Raw genomic sequence first — 16,763 nt, 5'->3', positions numbered from 1 at the left:
GGTTAGAATTTTAAAGTGATCAATGCACTGTAACTGCGTGTGGCCGGGGTGTTGAAAAGATCGAGCCCCGCCCCGGTACTATAGCCAAATAAAGCCGACGACGGATCAACGCCTTTGTAGGGGGTGATCAACAACAGATTTCTCGCCGTCAGTGCGAAATTCATTTCCTTAATGAACCTGCGTGTTCGCGTGCGCAAAGTCGAATAGGATAGTGTTACTTCATTCAGCCGCAGCCAGGAAGTCTTTTCGATGTAGTCTTCACCCACGCCAGCCCAACCCTGGCGCACCCAGCGGTTGGCTTCCACGGGTTGGTTGGGGTTGGCAAAATCGACCGGTTTTGTGTTGGTGTGACCATTTTCATCGACCCCTTCGAAAACAAACTGGCTGGTGTTTCGCTGGTCGGCCGTGGTGGTCGATCGCCCGAGGTAATCCAGCATGCGGGCGGTACCGTTCCAGGCGTCGCCGCCTTTTTTGTAATCTACCAAAACGGAAAGCGTTACGCGCCGCCAGCGCACGTGCGCGCCCAGGCTCGACACCCAATCGGGAATGGGATTGCCGATCATTTTGAGGGAAGGATCCATCACGGGATATCCCTCGCTATCAATGATCAGTTGCCCGTTTTCGTTTCGCTGATAGGTTGTTCCATAGATCGCCCCAACGGGTTTGCCCGCCGCCAGCACGGAAGCCACAGACGCAAAGCCCGCCAGCGGAACGAACGCATCCGGAGTATTCAAGGCTTCGGTCACATTGCGATAGGAGCTCCAGCGCAAATTGAAACCCCATCCCAGTTCTTGTGACGAATACATCGGTTTCGTGTAGCTTAGGGATACCGTTGCACCGGTGTTTCGAATGGATGCTACATTCTGCAGCGAAAATTGTCCCTGTACCCACTGGGGTGCGATGAAGTTGCTGGTGAGATTGTTGAAGTAGGCAAAGTCAAAATTGAAATAATTGAACAGCACCATGGAAAGTCCGGTCTCCATTTTTTGCTCGATTTCGGGAATCAATCCCCGCCGGAAAAAAAGCTCGGTAGATTCGAAAAAGCTGTTATAATTTTGCAGCGACTGCCGTGTGGAGAGATAAGACCAATTGTTGTACAGCAAAGGCGCTTCATGCAAACCGCGGGATAGGGTAACGTACGGCTCAAGCTTATTGATATCACCCATGTAGATCGGCGAAGCCAGATTGGCGCTGATCGCCGCCATAGGAAAGAGATTGGTGTAATTTTTGGCGCTCACCGTAGAAGAGAAGTAGTTCCGTTCTGAGAGCTTGATCAACAAAAAATCATGGTAACGATATTGGCCGCCTACCGAAATTTCCTGCAGGGTCCGCGAGAGCGTGCGTTGAAGCAGTGTGCTACGCGTGGCATTTTCGAGGTCCATATCCTGATGATTGAAGTCGAACCCGTCTTCGCGATGGAGTGCACGTTGCGTGTAAAGGAGCTGATACGAAGCCGAGAACTTGAAAGCATAATTGGGACTCGTGTATTCCGGAGACACGAAGGCTTTTGCCACGGTTTCGTCGTCGCCACGGTGGGTAAGTCTTCCCGCCGGGTAGGCCGCATAGCCCACCGGGAATCCATGCACGATCGTGTTAGCCTGCTTTTCAAAACTGGCATTGCTCGTAAGATTTATTTTTCGGATGGCGCTGCTTTGCAGGGTTAGGGTGGAGAAGAAACGGTTTTGTTGTTCGTGGTCGGGCAAGGTGCTGAGCAGTCCGTAGGGATTGTCAACCGCCCCCGGTGCATGTGTTCGGGCGGTGCCATCGGCAAGTTGGTAGGCATCGGTGGTGTGCAGGGCCGACCGGCCGTGTCCGTTCGTATTGTCGAACGTCGCCGGGGTGCGATAGATCGAACCGATCACGGTGGCCAGGTTGGCGCCACGATTCATCAACGTTCCGGCCGAATGATTGTAGGTGACCATCCCGTCGATCGTGGTGCGGGAGGTGAGACGAAAGCGTTTTAACGCAATGGAGATATTCTGACGTTTGTAATCGGTGTTTGGAATAACACCCAACCGCGTCCGGTTCTCCAGGTCCAGCGAAAGCATCCCTTTTTTTAATGCGGGGATCATCAGCAAGAGCTCGGCCGACGTGGTCATGCCCGTGCGAAAAATAGGGGAAGCATCATAGGCCTGTGCGGCACTTCCGTTTCCCGTTCCTGCGGTGACCAAACGCCCCTGACGATCGAAAGCGTAATGGCTGCCATCAAACTCCAGTGTTCGCATCAGCGGCCCCCAGCTAAAGATCTCCTGTTGGTCGGGGCCTCGCCAGATCGTTTGTCCATTCTCGGGCCGACCTTGTGCAAAGGTGGTTTGCAGGTGAGGGAGCTTGTTCACGCGCTCCAGGCCAACGGATAAGGTGAGACGCCCACCGGCAACCTCCGAGGTACCCTGCGACTCGAAGGTGGTGATCGCATATTTCTTTCCGAAGAGCCGGATGGATTTGATCTGGTCGGGCTGAATAGACACGCGGTTGGAATAGGATGGGGTTTCATCCGTGAGCACGGCCACACCGGGTTCATTGATCTGTGTGGAATCTTTGAACAGCATGGCGGAAAGTGATCGTGTGCTGGTTTTTTTTCGTTCCGGTGGAATGCGCTGTGGGGGCTTACTGAGATTGTCGGCCGTGACGACCACTTCGCTGGTTTTCATGCCGATAAAGGAGAATACCAGGGTGGCACCAACGGGTACATCGATGGAGTAGTATCCGTTAGCATCGGTTGTGGTGCCGATGGCCGTTCCTTTGATAAGGATGTTGACGCCGGGCAATGGGTTTTCGCTTGAGTCAACCAACCTTCCTGATAGGGTACGCAATTGTGCTTTCGCGTAGCCGGCGCAGGTTAGAAATAGGAGGATAGTAAAGATTCGCATCATGCTACTTGGGTTCAGGTAGCATGAGGATGCGGTGGGTATAGGCTTTCCATAAATGATTGTGGGATTTTTTTTGAAGGGGTGGAGCGCTTCAAATCAACGATACAAGGATTGGCTTTGGTTATTACAATACCCATTTCGGTTAGTTTTGGAGGCAGTAACGCCGTAAAGATCAGCTTCGCCTATTTCACCATTTTGGCTTGGGTATCGGAAAATGCTACCATACCTGTTCAAAAAAGTTTTCTCCAGGCATTGTCCTTTTTTCGTTATAGCCAGTTTTTCTTTAACTTCATTTCTTTCTTTTCTCCTCTTACCTCGATGACAGAAGAACAAATTAAAGAAGCCCTGTCCAATAACTATATCGGAACGCTGGCTTCCGTTGAAGGGTTCAAACTGACCAAAGCAACTGATACTGGGGGAGTGGACTACAGTGTTTCCAGGGATTTGGTTGTTACTAATGCATTCGGAGAAAAAAGATATATACAAGCGGGAAATTATATTGACATTCAATTAAAAAGCACCACTACAAAAAGAATCATAGAATCCGTGGATACTATTCAATTTGATCTTGAAGCCAAGTCCTATAATGATCTGATCATGCGCAGAGATCATGGGGCCGCACCTTTGATTCTCGTTGTATTCATTTTGCCTCAGGCAACCCATGATTGGGTAGAAGTGGATGAAATGAACTTGATGTTAAGACACAGGGCGTACTGGTACAGACCTGCGCAAGAAGAAAGAGAGACGTCCAATAGAAGTAGCATCAGAATCACCATCTCCAAACAAAATCGTTTTTTAAGAGATACATGGCCCAAATTATACGAGCAATTCTTTAAATAATGACTGTTGAGGACATCGTAAAATTTCTTAGGAAGAAAGGATGGATTGAAAGTACAACGGAATCCGGCGCTGTTCAATTCAATTCACCCGACTTTTTAGGGTTTAACCCTACCATTGAAATTAATATTCCAAGGATCGTGCATGCCGTTGATCTCGACCGGTATACTTCCAAGATGCTCGATACCTTGGCTGATATATACGATTTGTCGGTAACAGACTTAACCTATTTAATAAAGCCGATCATCAATTGTCACACACAAATCTATACGGCTGATCATGTCCCGCCTTTTTTAGCCAAGTCATTATTGCCATTTCCATTGTATTTTTTATTTCCGTTTTCTCTTTCGACAATGATTTTTCGGACTTATTACGCATATCCATATCGCTGGCACTATCAAAGGTGGTATAGGAAGGCAAGCGAAATAATATACCGAATCCGCCGGCCCATCGAACGTTCTGGATTGGGCCCGTATATAGGGCTATTAATTGCTATCCAGATTTTTTTTGTTCTGTTACCCTCGACACCGGAGTTTGAACAGCTGCGGAAATGGTCTTGGGAACACCATCTTATAGTTATTCCGCAAACTGGCCCCGGGAAAATTTTAGCAATCATTATTCTTTTGCTCCTCTTCAAATCAATCAGAAACATGGCAGTTGCCGTTCTAGAAAAGCTATGGTCACTGTTGGCCATCTTGCCAGAAAGGGAAGTCAAAGAGCTAATACAACGATATCTCTATCTAGGACGCTTTTCCTATATCAAACAAGAAACTCTGTTTCGTCTCCTGCAACACCAATACCCTGAAGGCACAGGATTTGTGGTACTCCCGATGGATATGGCATACATGGGGGCGGGCGGCTTAAAACACCATGCTAGTTATCACCGGCAAATGGATGAATTGGCTGCGATTAAGGAAAGGTTCCGCGATGCAATCTATCCTTTCGTCTTTGCCGATCCAAGAAGAATAGCCGCGGAACCGGACCAGTTTGACTATGATGTAATAGATGGTGCTTTGGTTCTTCGAGACTGTTTTATCCGAAAGTATATTGAGGAGTTCCGATTTAGCGGATTTAAGATATCCCCCGCACTTGGTTATTATCCGTTTGATGAAAGATTACTTCCGCTCTGGAAATATGCCGCTGATAATGCAATACCCATAATGACAGATTGCAGCAAAGGGGTACTATACTACAGGGGGACTAAAAGATTGGAATGGGATCGGCATCCGGTATTTGTAGAACAGGTACGTGGAGATTATTATAAGCCCTTATTAATGCAAGAAATAAGCAACAGGGAATTTACAAGCAATTTTACGCATCCGCTAAATTACTTGTGCTTGCTTGAGGAGTTATTGTTACGTCAACTGGTAAGTAATTCAAGAGATCCCCGCATTCGTGAAATATTTGGTTATACCAACTCAAAAACCCCTCTGAAGCATGATCTCAACCATTTAAAGTTATGTTTCGGTCATTTTGGAGGTGATGATGAATGGATTCGTTTTATTAGAAAGGATAACGATAATTTTGCCTCTGAACTGCTTAGGAACCCTAACATGGGGATGTCATTTTTAAGCAACAAGGAAGGAGAAACAAGGCCGGGAAGACTTGCACAAATCTGGAGATATGGCGACTGGTATTCTGTTATTTGCAGCCTGATGCTACAATTCCCGAATATCTATGCTGATGTGAGCTATATTTTACACAACCCGGACATTCGCCCCTTACTTAAACAAACATTGCTGAACCCTAGATTAAAGACGAGAGTATTGTTTGGGACGGATTACTATATGGTACAAAAGTATAAATCCGAAAGAACGTTAATGGCAGATCTCGCTGACAGTTTAACCAACAAGGAATTTGACCTTATGGCGAGGGTAAACCCAAGGGAGTTTTTATATAATAAACTGTATGGAGCGATCAACATATAAGGTGTTGTTTTTCTCCTCTGAAAAACGGGGCAATTTGTGCGTAATGCATTGGTCCAAAACGGCCGCTCACCTGTTGCCGTATACCTATACCCTCAGAAACACATTCTTCCGATACAAGAAATACAAAAACACCCACTCCGCCACGAGATAACAAATCGCATACACCAGCAGATTCCAAGGGTCGCCCGCGAGTTGCAGCAGCCATCCAAAGATCGATCGGGTGGTGTAATCCCAGTTAATAAAATCTCCCGACATGTAGATAAGAATGGAGTTCATGCCGATGATGCTGAAGAAGAAGGCCCATTTTTTTATGCCTTTGATGTCGATGATGTAATAGAAGAGCGACAACAGCATCAAGCTTAATCCACCGACGTGCAACACGAACGAACTGGACCACAGGTTTTTGTTGATGGGGAACACCAGGTTCCAGATCTGTGCAAGAAGAAGCGAAGCAACTCCCATGATCAACAGCTGCAGCGCCTTTCGCGTTGCTGTCTGGGCTCCATACTTCAAAAGATTGCCGGCATAGATTCCCAGTAACGCCGTACTGATCGCAGGGATAGTAGAGACCAATCCCTCGGGATCGTGGATGCCTTTGTAGAGTCTGCCGGGCATGATGAGGCGGTCGAGGTAGGAGGCGAAGTTGCCTTCCATGGTGAGATCGCCTGCGGCAAAGCCCGGGGCTGAATTGAAGAGCAGCAACAACCAGTAGCCTACGAGCAGCGACCAAAACCAGATGATCTGTCCGCGTTGTTTGGTGTAGAGGAAGATGATGTTGGCAAACATGTAGGCGAGGCCGATGCGACCCAGCACGCTTCCGAAGCGGATCTCGGCAATGGGTTTAAGCTCCAGTCCGTTGTTGTGAATAACGCCGAGCACGACGAGGATCAGTCCGCGTTTGATGACCTTGAGCAGCAGTTGCTGGCGGGTCTTGCCCTTCTCCAGTTCCTTGGCCATGGAGTAGGGGGTGGCTACGCCGGCCAGGAAGAGGAAGAGTGGGAAGATGAGGTCATAGATCCTGAACCCGTGCCAATCGGGGTGGGTGAATTGGTGAGCAATGGCTTCCATCGCCGGTGAGCCGGTGATCTTGGAGAGGGCGTGAAAAATTTCTTCGCCGCCCATGATCCAGAACATGTCGAAGCCCCGGAGGGCATCGAGGGAATAAAGGCGTTGGGTTGGGGTGATGGAAGCCATGCTGGGTATCGGTTTATTTAGACAGGTCTTTGATGCGGATGTTCTTGAATTTCACTACGGTGCCGTGCCCTAAAAAGGCGATGTGACCGTTGTGACGGTTCAAGCCCGGGTGATCTTTGTGATCGAGGGTTCCGTTCTTGGAAGCTTTCTTCATGTCGCCTTCCACGATCACCGTGCCGTTGAGGGTCACTTTGATGTAGTCGCCTTTCACCTGCACTTCTTCCTGGTTCCATTCGCCCAGGGGCTTCAAGAACTCGCGTTTTGCCGGTATGATACCGTAGACGGAGCCGTGATATTGGTATACTTCCAGTTTGGAGTATACCGGCGCGGTGTTGTCCAGGATCTGGATCTCTTTTCCAACATAGGCTATGTCGCCTTCCAGGGGCGCGTGTATACCCAGTCCGTTGTTGGCGCCGGGGGTGAGCTGAAATTCAAAGCGGAAGATGAAATCGCTGTATTCTTTTTCCGTGTTGAGGTTGCCGTGGCTTTCGTTTGTAGGATAGATGGCGATCGTGTTGTCTTCCACGACATAGTCTGTTTTGTTGCCTACCCATCCGTCAAGGTCCTTGCCGTTGAAGAGGACATCAAAGCCTTGTGTTTTTTCTTCCTGCGTGAGTTGATACGGTTTGGTGTTCAGTTCTTTCACGTACAGGTTGCGGAAGGCCAATTCGGTGCCGTGGGCCTGTAGTTCGATGGCTTCTTCGGGGAAGATGGGAAGAGTGCGATCCCAGTAATTCTCCATGACCACATTGTCGACTACCAGCACGCCGTTCAGGTGTACCGTGACACGGTCGCCGATCATTTTGATGTGGAAGGTGTTCCATTCACCGATCGGGTTGTCGGCCACGACGAGCGGGGTGCTTCTTTCCTTTTGATTGTTATACAAGCCACCGGAACCTACCTGTGCGCCCACGTCGATGCGGGCCAGGTCCCAGATCTGGATTTGCGGGGAGCCGCGAAGGTAGATTCCGCTGTCGCCGTTTTTGGAGATCTTCCAGTCGACGAGCATTTCAAAATCGCCATAGGGACGTGCCGTGCAAAGGTTGGCGCCGTCGCCTTGGAAATAGATGCAGCCGTCTTTCACACTCCAGTTGTTCTTTACTTTGGCGTTGGCTTCCAGCTGTTTTTTGGCCAGCACTTCTTTGGTCATCTTCGCGCGTGCGATCGGGTTCTCTACCAGGCCTTGCCAGCCGGAGAGATCCTTGCCGTTGAAGATCGACTCGTATCCTTTTGTGTAAGGCATCTTTTCGAGATAGGTGCGGATATCGATGCGTTCGTATTGACTGTCGGCACCTGTGAGTTTGTCCAGCATGTGTTGCAGTGTGTTGCGCACTTCAACACCCGTGAGACCAGGCTTGGCGTCGGAAGTGGGCAAGGCGATCTGCATGGCCGAGCGGCTGGCGGCGCTGCTGAGGTTGGCATCGTCGATGTATTGGGCCACGAACATGAGCGACAAAAATGTTCTCACACGTCCAGCGGCTTCGATGACGGAGGTTTGCTCGTCTTTATTGGCGGCCAGGGGCATGATCTCGCGCAGCAGGAGCAGCTTCTCATCGTCGGGCCAGGAAGAGGCAGCCACTTGAGAGATGAAAGCGTCGAATGCGGCGGCATGATATTTCTTTAAACTTTCATCTTTCCGGATGCTGAGCAATGTTCTGGCAGCATCGTTGTTCTGCCAGTTCGCGAGTGCTTCAAAGGCAACTTCCTTTTCTTTTCCTTCACCTTTATAGAATGAAGCAGCGACTTTTTCCAACGCTCCGCTGTCTTTTACATAGGGAAGAACGGGAAGCAGCTTGGTTTTTTCTTTTGCGTAGGCGGCGTCCAGCAACGCAATGGAGTTTTTATCCAGGCCGGAACTCAGCGCGGACTGTATGGCCTTTATCTCTTTCTCGTTTTCAGTGGCTGCAAGCATCGTGAGCAAGGCCGGTGTGTTGCTGCCGGCAGAAACGGCGGGTAATGCCTCGAACGCAGCGCTTTTCACGGCGGCATCATTGGAAGCGGTGAGCTTGGCGACCACATCAAATTGGTTGGTGGCCCGTCGTGCTCCCAACGCTTGAATGAGCGCAACTTTGTTCTTTGGCTGGGCGGTTTCTATTTTTTGGGCGATCAGTGCACCGCTCTCTTTGTCGGCCAACTGAAGCACGGCTGCTTTTGCGGCGGCGAGCTCGGCATCATCCGTTGAGCGGAGCAGATAGTCTAACAAGGCGGGGACATATTTTTTGTCTTTGCTCACGGCAATTTCGGCAGCGGCCGTCATGCGGGTTTGCGGTTCTTTAGAAGCAAGCGCGGGCAAGAGTGTGCTCTCGATAAAGCCGGCGTTCCGGTTTGCCTTCGACAACATCGCCAGGATGTCGGCCTGTGCCGCACCCGTTGCTTTTTTATATTCCTTTGTCCAGCTCTTCAGCGCATCGGGCCGGTTGGCCGAAAGGACGGCGACTTTCAAGACCTCTTTTTGATATTCAGCATCAAACAAGCTGCGGTCTTTGATGAGAAGTTTTACGGAACCATCGGGATCGGTCAGTGTGAGGCCTTTTAATGCGGCAAGTCTGAAATGTTGTTGATCCGGTGCCGGGGTGTTTTCCAGCAGGGCATTGCTGATCTCTTTTGCCAAGGCGTTGTTCCCATTCACGGTAACTTGGTGCAGGTATTCTACCAACGCGACCGTGGCTTCCGTGGGCTCATATTTGAAGCCGACTTTTTTAGCTTCTGCCAGCAGGAGGTTTGACGAAGTAGCATCGGCCAGCAAGGCCAGTGCCCACAACGCTTGCTTCCTCACCAGCGGATCGTTGCCGGCGGCAAGTGTAGTGATGGATTGCAAAGCGGGCTTATACTTAAACGTACCCAGCGATTTGATCAATTTGATCTGTGTCGCTGCCGGCTGACCGGTCAGTGCGTTGGCGATGGCCTTGCGCGCATCGTCCGTGTCGATGGAGGCCAAGGCAGAAACTGCTTGATTGAAGAGATCTTTGTCGGAGATGTAGGGCGTCAGCACGGACACGGCGGCATTGGAGCCGACCAGTTTCAGGTTGTCGATGAAGTAAGCCTTCACTTCCACGTCGCTTGTCTTTCCCAGCGCGGCCAGGTAGGCCCGTTCAATTTGTGCCTTGTCCTCTTTGGAGGTGGCATAGTGGGTGAGGAGGGATACACCATAGCGATAAGGGATGCCCGCGGCATTGCCGTTGGGTTGAACCCCTTCGGTGAGGGCGGTGATGCCATCATCGCCAAAGCCTATGATTTCCTTGTACAGGCGAAGGGCCTGGGGATTGTCGGCAGCGGGCAGCAGGGCCAGTACATCCGCTACTTTTGTTTTCATCAAACGCTGGTCCTGGGCCCAAAGCAGATGGGGGATGAGCAGGGACAGGAACAGGGTGATGCGTATGAAGGTAGTTGGTTTCATTTTTTCGATAGGTTCTTTACGTAATGACTAGATTTTCCAGGCGCCGCGCATGGGTTGATGGATCAGGCGGTTTGCCGCTTCATCGTTGATGAATTCCTGTTTCACCGGGTCGAAGTCCAGGGACCGGCCCAATTGCAGGGCGATCTTGCCCATGTTCACGATGGTGGCGGAGCGGTGGCCGTTCAATTCGTTGAGGGCGAATTTCTTCCGGGTCTTCACGGCGTCGGAGAACAGGCCGACCTGGGGTTCGGGGTCGGGCAGGGTATCGATCACCTTGAGGATGTTGGGAATATCGGACCGGAAGCCGCGGTAAATTTTTCCTTTGGGGCCTTCGATGTAGGGCACGGACGTGTCTTTGTTTTCGCCGTCGAGGATGATCTTGCAACCGTCGGCATAGGTAAACTCGATCCTTCTCCAGGTTCCGACGGCGTCGTCGTGTTGCTGGGGGGCGTCCACATCCACGCGGATGGGGCTGGTGTTGTCTTTGCCCAGGAAGTATTGCACGGGATCGATGTAGTGTTGTCCCATGTCGCCGAGTCCGCCGCCGTCGTAGTCCCAGTAGCCTCTAAAAGTGCTGTGCACGCGGTGGGGGTTGTAGGGTTTGTATTGCGCGGGGCCGAGCCACATGTCATAGTCCAGTTCCTGGGGTACGGGGGTGGGTTCCAGGTTGGTTTTGCCCACCCAATAGAATTTCCAGTTAAAGCCGGTCACCCCGCTGATGGTGACTTTGAGGGGCCAGCCCAGGATGCCGCTGTCCACGGCCTTTTTCAGGGGTTTCACTTCCGTGCCGAGGCCATAGAAGTTGTCTTTGAAACGGAACCAGGTGTTGAGCCGGAACATGCGGCCGTATTGTTCCATGGCTTCCACCACGCGTTTTCCTTCGCCAATGGTGCGGGTCATGGGTTTTTCACACCACACGTCCTTCCCGGCCTGCGCGGCCATCACCGACATGATGCCGTGCCAGTGGGGAGGGGTGGCGATGTGGACAATGTCGATATCGGGTTGTGTGATCAGTTCTCTGAAATCGGAATAGCCCCGCACATTTCCGCCGGCCAGGGCGATGCCTTCCTTCAAATGGACTTTGTCCACATCGCACATGGCGATCACTTTTGTGCCTTCATAGGGGATATGGCCGCGTCCCATGCCGCCGACACCGATGATGCCTTTGGTGAGGGTGTCGCTGGGAGCGATAAAACCTTTGCCCAGCACATGACGGGGTACGATGGCAAAAGCGCCCAGGGCCAGGGCCGATTTTTTCAGGAAGTCTCTGCGGGAGCTTTCTTTTAAGCTGACGTTCTTCTTTTTCATTTCAGTGGTATAGGGTTAGGAGCCTGCGTTAGAGGCTTTCTTTAAGACTTGGTATGCAATAAGTATATTAATCGAGTTTTTTAAAAACATTTTTATAGTCAAAGGGAGAAATTCAACCCTATTATTTGGTGTGCGGAAGGCACACGGAAAAACCTAACGGTCAGCAGGCTGGGCACCGGGGAATGTTAGTCGTAAAGTGCGTAGAGAAATGCGTGATATGGGTATCAGCTTGTTAATAAAGTGCCGTGGCAAGAATCGGGGCGTTGGCATCGTAGTTTTGGAGCCGATCGACCATTGGACAGAGTCCTCCATAAGGGATCTACCGTTGCGCGGTTTGGATAAGTTTGTTAGTTTGGTTTTTCAAAATCAAACGTTGGACACAATTTAAAAAAGATAGAATGTTGAATTGGTTGATAATACCGAAAAAGATCCCAATCAAAAGAGAAGAGGACTATCACACACATTACATTGGAAAGACGAGTGACGGCCGCCAATTTTTTGGCTACGAGACATTTGTTTTCCCGAAAGGTGTTCCCCTTTCGGATGACTGGACAAAAGTCAGACGAGAGTATGTTGTTTTGTACATCTTTGATAAAGACGGCAATTACCTTACCACCAATCATTGGTTTGCAGGGACGACTTCTGAAACGAACGACTCCTTAACCCGGAAGAAACTTGAGGAGTTGATAAGTGAACTGGGAGATGTGAATTATACCGACATCCTCGTCAGGCCTTTCAAGACTATCATTGACGGACACGTTTTTGGACTCGTGCCAAACAGGATACTTAGAACCGTGGATTTAGAACCCAGCTCGACGATCTCCTTTCATTGGCCATGGGACGGTGAATATGACACCTAAAAACTGCGCTCGACATGGATTTTGATTTTTCAAAGCGATCCGAAGAAGTAATACTTCACGCACATAAAGAAGCCACAAGGGCTGAATCCGCCGAGATCACTCCTGGGCATTTATTCCTCGGCATTGTCAAGGTAAATGATCAAACGAGAAGGGCCCTGCTTAACGTTGGAATGGATATCGAGGACATGATCAGTACCCTTACAAAGAACCACCATGAACGAGGAGGCCATCAAGCGGACAAAACCATAAGACTTTCAAAGTCATCTGAAAAAATCATGAAAATTGCTCCTTTAGAAGCAAAACTATTAAAACAGGAGTTGGTGGAGCCTCACCATATGCTACTTTCGATTTTAAGGGACCCTTCGAATTTAGTGTACCGGGAATTTGAGAAGCAAAACATGATAGAGGATACCAGAAAAGAAATCGAACGCCAGGTTAGTTCCGGCTTTTTAAAAGCAAAAAAAGGATTCTTTGCAAAATGGTTTTGATATAAAAAACGGCCTGGCTACCCTCATAAAGTTCCCGCAAACGTGATCATTGCCTGCCTCTGCGCCGAAATGAGGCCCGATCCAATGTTTCCTTAATGTTAAGTCCCTGTTTCCGGTTTAATGATTTAGCAACACCGAATATCAGGCCCCCCTTAATTTTTTTGTGACCTTTGTATCGTAGATTCTGAAAAGATGAAAGCATTCTTGTTCGCCCTGATCATCTTCGTTGCCGTAGACGCCAGTGTGCTGAACGCAGATTTCAAACAGCGTACCGAAGAGGACGAGGTTGAATTTTCAGATGTGGCAGTGGAAATGCCACACGGGATCGCTGTCCAAATGGTGAAAAGGCCATGGGCACGGGTGATGCACATCAGCACCGGCAGGGCTGGGCAACCGAAGTTGAACTGCCGGTACACAGCGTTTTGGAGCTACAGCACGACGCCCGCCGAGGTGGCCGTGAACTCGGACGCGTAAGATTATATGATCTAAATTCCTGCACCTTCCTGCAGACGACTTAATAACATCTTTTTATTCTAGTTCAAATCCGTCTTCTATGAAAACGATACTATCGATTTGTTTATTTTTATCTATTCCGTTCTTTATCCATGCCCAGGTGACCACCAGTTCGGTCAGCGGCAAGGTCACCGACGCCAAGGGCGACGATCTTCCGGGCGCAACGATCCAGCTGGTGTACAAACCCACCAACACCGTTTATGGTGTTGCCACCAACGTTGACGGACGCTATGCGTTGCGCAACCTGAATCCGGGTGGGCCCTATGAAGCCACCGTTACTTTTGTGGGCTACCAGGTCGAAAAACTTTCGGACATCAACCTTAAACTTGGCGAAACCCTTAAGCTTGACTTTCAATTGAAAGAAGAGTCCACCCAGTTGCAAGAAGTTCAGGTGATCGCAGGAAACATCCTGGACCTCAACAAGACCGGCGCCAGCAACAGCGTGAGCAAAGAACAGATCCAATCGCTGCCTACGCTGAGCCGTAGCTTTTCGGATTTTACACGCCTCACACCCCAAGCCAGCAACAACTCATTTGCCGGCACGAACTTCCGGTACAACAACATCACGCTCGACGGCGCCATCAACAACGACGCCATCGGCTTTAGCCCTTCATTAGGCGGCGTGAGCGGCACGGCCAACCAACCGGGCAGCAGCACGCGCACCAATTCGTTCAGTCTCGATGCCATCCAGGAAGTGCAAGTGCAATTGGCACCTTATGACGTTACCCTTGGAAACTTTACCGGTGGAAGTATCAACGCCGTGTCGCGTAGCGGGAGCAACAACGTGACGGGTTCGGTATATGGCTTTGGAAGAAATTCGGCCATCACTGGGAAATATAAAGGCGACGACAAAATAGGCGATGGCTCCATCAGCAAAGCCTATCACGATTATCAGACAGGTTTCCGTGTTGGATTTCCGTTGGTAAAAGACAAATTGTTCTGGTTCACCAACGAAGAAATTACCCGCAGCCAGATACCGTTGTTTTTCCCTGCCGGTGCTCCCAACTATTTCATGACCACGGACATCGCCAACCAGATCGTCAATAAACTGAGCACGCTTCCGGTATCGACTTATAACCCCACGGGAGGCTACGATCCTGGTGCGACACAAGACTATAACATCTATTCCAAAAGCGTGAAGTTCTTCAACCGCCTGGACTGGATCATCAACAAAAACCATTCGCTGGCCATCCGCAACAACTCGGTTATTTCCGAAGCCAGCAACCTGGAACGTTCGACGACCGAATTTCAATTTGGTAACTACGATTTCATCCAGAAGAATCACAACATCAGCACCGTGGCCGAATTGAAAAGCCGTTTTGGCAACGCCACCAGCAACAGCTTGATCCTGGGCTACACCGATATCACTGACAGCCGCAACCCTAACGGCGCTCTCTTTCCTCAGATCCAGATCAATGGTATTGGCAGTGGTCACGCATTGATTGGAACGAACCGCGAAGCGGCCGTTTTCAACATGCACCAAAAGACCTTCGAAGTGACGGACAACTTCCGCTGGTTCACCGGCAACCACTCCTTCACCTTTGGTACGCACAACGAATTCTATAAGATCGACTACACCTTCATCAACTCCTACAACGGACGGTTCGACTACGCCAGCTTAGCCGACTTCCTGGCCGACAAGCCTTCGCGGATGCGCGCCATCTACAACCCCGGCGACAACAGCCTGGCGAACAACATGGCGAATTCACCCGCCAAGTTCAATATCTCCCTGAACAGCCTTTATGCGCAGGATGAACTTGCCGTGAACTCCAAATTGGTGGTGACCTACGGCTTGCGCGCCGACATGACGGTGATGCCCAGCACGCCTTCTGCCGATTCGCACGCCTTGTTCCCCAATCCTCCCGCCAATTACGGAACATCCTACACCTATGACCATCCCGTGGCTTCGAATACCAACAAGTTCTTCGGACAAGTATACGTGTCACCCCGCGTCGGATTCAACTATGATGTGAAAGGCGACAAATCGTTGGTGTTGCGTGGCGGTAGCGGATTGTTCACCGGCCGGATCCCCTTTGCCTGGTTAGGTTATGCGTACGTGAACGATGGCCAGACCTACGCCGCTTTGGATTTGAACCCGCCGAAAGCCGGAACACCGATCCCGACCGATCCCACCCAATTCAAAAACTTCGCGGCAGCCAATGGCTCGGCCAACCGGAACGAGTTGGACCTCATCGACAAGAATTTCCAAATGCCGAGAATGTGGAGAAGCAACCTGGCGGTAGACTTCGTGCTGGGCGACGGTTATAAATTGACCCTCGAAGGTCTCTATACCAAAACCATCAAGGACGTGCAGATCAAACAGATCAACCTGAAAGACTCTGTATATTATGCGGCGACCGATGTGAATCAGCAACAGCCCCTGTATTTGTCCGGCGGCACCACGGGTGCGCGGGTCAGCAATGCTTTCTCCAGCGTATACCTGATCACGAACACCTCGAAAGGTTCCCGCTATTCACTGACCGCCCAACTCTCGAAACAATATGCCTTCGGCCTGGGCTTTATGGCAGCGTATACGTACGGACAATCGAAAGACATCCTGAACGGTATCCGCAATTCGCCGGAATCGGGATGGCAGTTGAACCAGGCGTTGAATCCTAACAACCCTGCGCTGACTTATTCCAACTTCGATATCCGTCACCGGATCGTGGCCACGGTTCAATATAGAAAAGCCTGGAATGAAAAATTGACATCCTACATCTCGCTGATCTCGACCAATCAGTCCGGCTCGCCGTTCACCTGGGTGAACACTGCGAACAGCAACCTGACCCGCTCCGGCCAGCAAATCGACCTGATGTTCATTCCTGCCTCTGCAGATCAAATCAACCTCGTCGACAGAAAGAACGCCGATGGTACGACCACGACCGCCGCAGAGCAATATGCCGACCTCGCCGACTTTATCAACAAAGATCCTTACCTGAGCAAACACAAAGGCGAATTCACCGAACGCAACGCAGCCCGCACGCCTTGGAACAATTTGTTGGATCTCCGCCTCATGCAGGACGTCAACTTCAAAGTAGGAGAGAAGACACACACGCTGCAGATCACCTTCGACGTGATCAACTTCTCGAACATGCTCAACAAGAGCTGGGGTACAGTGTACTTCACACCGAACACACAGAACTCTTCTGTTGACATGGGACTTCGCGTGACCCGCGCCAACAACTCCACCGCGCAACCGACGTATACGTTCACACGGCCCACGTCGTCGTATTCAATCGACCAATTCAGCTCGCGCTGGCAGGGACAATTGGGCGTGCGTTATAGCTTCTAAAAGGACCCGAATAAAATGGCAAACCCATCGTCACACCTGGCGATGGGTTTTGTTTTTTAGCTACCTCCAGGCCGCC

General features: G+C 50.4%; 10 protein-coding genes. 6 read left to right on the top strand and 4 right to left on the bottom strand.

Annotated features, from left to right (window positions below; genetic code table 11):
* Positions 1–2 precede the first annotated feature (2 nt).
* Positions 3–2,873, bottom strand: coding sequence for a carboxypeptidase-like regulatory domain-containing protein (locus D4L85_RS27050; RefSeq protein ID WP_119757238.1), 2,871 nt, complete (start codon positions 2,871–2,873; stop codon positions 3–5).
* Between the two features lie 78 nt (positions 2,874–2,951).
* Here D4L85_RS27050 and D4L85_RS27045 point away from each other — a divergent pair, with 78 nt between their 5' ends.
* Positions 2,952–3,710 (top strand): DUF4365 domain-containing protein, encoded by a 759-nt coding sequence (locus D4L85_RS27045; RefSeq protein WP_119757237.1) that lies wholly within the window; start codon positions 2,952–2,954, stop codon positions 3,708–3,710.
* Positions 3,710–5,635 (top strand): amidohydrolase family protein, encoded by a 1,926-nt coding sequence (locus tag D4L85_RS27040; protein WP_119757236.1) that lies wholly within the window; start codon positions 3,710–3,712, stop codon positions 5,633–5,635. Before D4L85_RS27045 ends, D4L85_RS27040 begins: the two co-directional genes overlap by 1 nt.
* Before the next feature lie 84 nt (positions 5,636–5,719).
* Here the strand turns inward: D4L85_RS27040 and D4L85_RS27035 are convergent, their stop codons facing one another.
* From D4L85_RS27035 to D4L85_RS27025, 3 genes are read right to left on the bottom strand one after another with little or no spacing between them, the layout of a single operon-like run.
* On the bottom strand, positions 5,720–6,829 hold the full coding sequence (locus D4L85_RS27035) for an acyltransferase family protein (protein WP_119757235.1): 1,110 nt from the start codon (positions 6,827–6,829) through the stop codon (positions 5,720–5,722).
* 13 nt (positions 6,830–6,842) lie between these two features.
* Entirely contained in the window at positions 6,843–10,226 is a 3,384-nt protein-coding gene (locus D4L85_RS27030; protein ID WP_119757234.1) for a DUF1080 domain-containing protein, read from the bottom strand.
* A gap of 27 nt (positions 10,227–10,253) precedes the next feature.
* Positions 10,254–11,534 (bottom strand): Gfo/Idh/MocA family oxidoreductase, encoded by a 1,281-nt coding sequence (locus D4L85_RS27025; RefSeq protein ID WP_119757233.1) that lies wholly within the window; start codon positions 11,532–11,534, stop codon positions 10,254–10,256.
* A 398-nt stretch (positions 11,535–11,932) separates the two neighbouring features.
* Between D4L85_RS27025 and D4L85_RS27020 the strand changes: the two genes are divergently transcribed.
* The 4 genes from D4L85_RS27020 to D4L85_RS27005 all read left to right on the top strand — a co-directional run bounded on the left by D4L85_RS27020 (position 11,933) and on the right by D4L85_RS27005 (position 16,687).
* Positions 11,933–12,394 carry a hypothetical protein gene (locus D4L85_RS27020; protein ID WP_119757232.1) on the top strand — a complete coding sequence of 154 codons (462 nt, stop codon included), beginning with the start codon at positions 11,933–11,935 and terminating at the stop codon, positions 12,392–12,394.
* Positions 12,395–12,408: 14 nt separating this feature from the next.
* Positions 12,409–12,882, top strand: a complete 474-nt coding sequence (locus D4L85_RS27015; protein ID WP_119757231.1) for a Clp protease N-terminal domain-containing protein — start codon at positions 12,409–12,411, stop codon at positions 12,880–12,882.
* A 192-nt stretch (positions 12,883–13,074) separates the two neighbouring features.
* Positions 13,075–13,356, top strand: a complete 282-nt coding sequence (locus D4L85_RS27010) for a hypothetical protein (protein WP_119757230.1) — start codon at positions 13,075–13,077, stop codon at positions 13,354–13,356.
* Between the two features lie 79 nt (positions 13,357–13,435).
* Positions 13,436–16,687: a TonB-dependent receptor gene (locus D4L85_RS27005; protein ID WP_119757229.1), complete on the top strand. Its 3,252-nt coding sequence runs from the start codon at positions 13,436–13,438 to the stop codon at positions 16,685–16,687.
* Positions 16,688–16,763 lie beyond the last annotated feature (76 nt).

This window comes from Chryseolinea soli (genome assembly GCF_003589925.1).
GTDB lineage: Bacteria > Bacteroidota > Bacteroidia > Cytophagales > Cyclobacteriaceae > Chryseolinea > Chryseolinea soli.
The sequence above is the reverse complement of the archived record's forward strand: the minus strand, read 5'-3'. Positions and strand labels throughout refer to the sequence as shown.

What these genes read in the sequence shown, in the direction of transcription:
- D4L85_RS27050 (WP_119757238.1), bottom strand. Translation starts at nt 2,873, where the DNA reads ATGATGCGAATCTTTACTATCCTCCTATTTCTAACCTGCGCCGGCTAC.
- D4L85_RS27040 (WP_119757236.1), top strand. Translation starts at nt 3,710, where the DNA reads ATGACTGTTGAGGACATCGTAAAATTTCTTAGGAAGAAAGGATGGATT.
- D4L85_RS27035 (WP_119757235.1), bottom strand. Translation starts at nt 6,829, where the DNA reads ATGGCTTCCATCACCCCAACCCAACGCCTTTATTCCCTCGATGCCCTC.
- D4L85_RS27030 (WP_119757234.1), bottom strand. Translation starts at nt 10,226, where the DNA reads ATGAAACCAACTACCTTCATACGCATCACCCTGTTCCTGTCCCTGCTC.
- D4L85_RS27025 (WP_119757233.1), bottom strand. Translation starts at nt 11,534, where the DNA reads ATGAAAAAGAAGAACGTCAGCTTAAAAGAAAGCTCCCGCAGAGACTTC.
- D4L85_RS27020 (WP_119757232.1), top strand. Translation starts at nt 11,933, where the DNA reads ATGTTGAATTGGTTGATAATACCGAAAAAGATCCCAATCAAAAGAGAA.
- D4L85_RS27015 (WP_119757231.1), top strand. Translation starts at nt 12,409, where the DNA reads ATGGATTTTGATTTTTCAAAGCGATCCGAAGAAGTAATACTTCACGCA.
- D4L85_RS27010 (WP_119757230.1), top strand. Translation starts at nt 13,075, where the DNA reads ATGAAAGCATTCTTGTTCGCCCTGATCATCTTCGTTGCCGTAGACGCC.
- D4L85_RS27005 (WP_119757229.1), top strand. Translation starts at nt 13,436, where the DNA reads ATGAAAACGATACTATCGATTTGTTTATTTTTATCTATTCCGTTCTTT.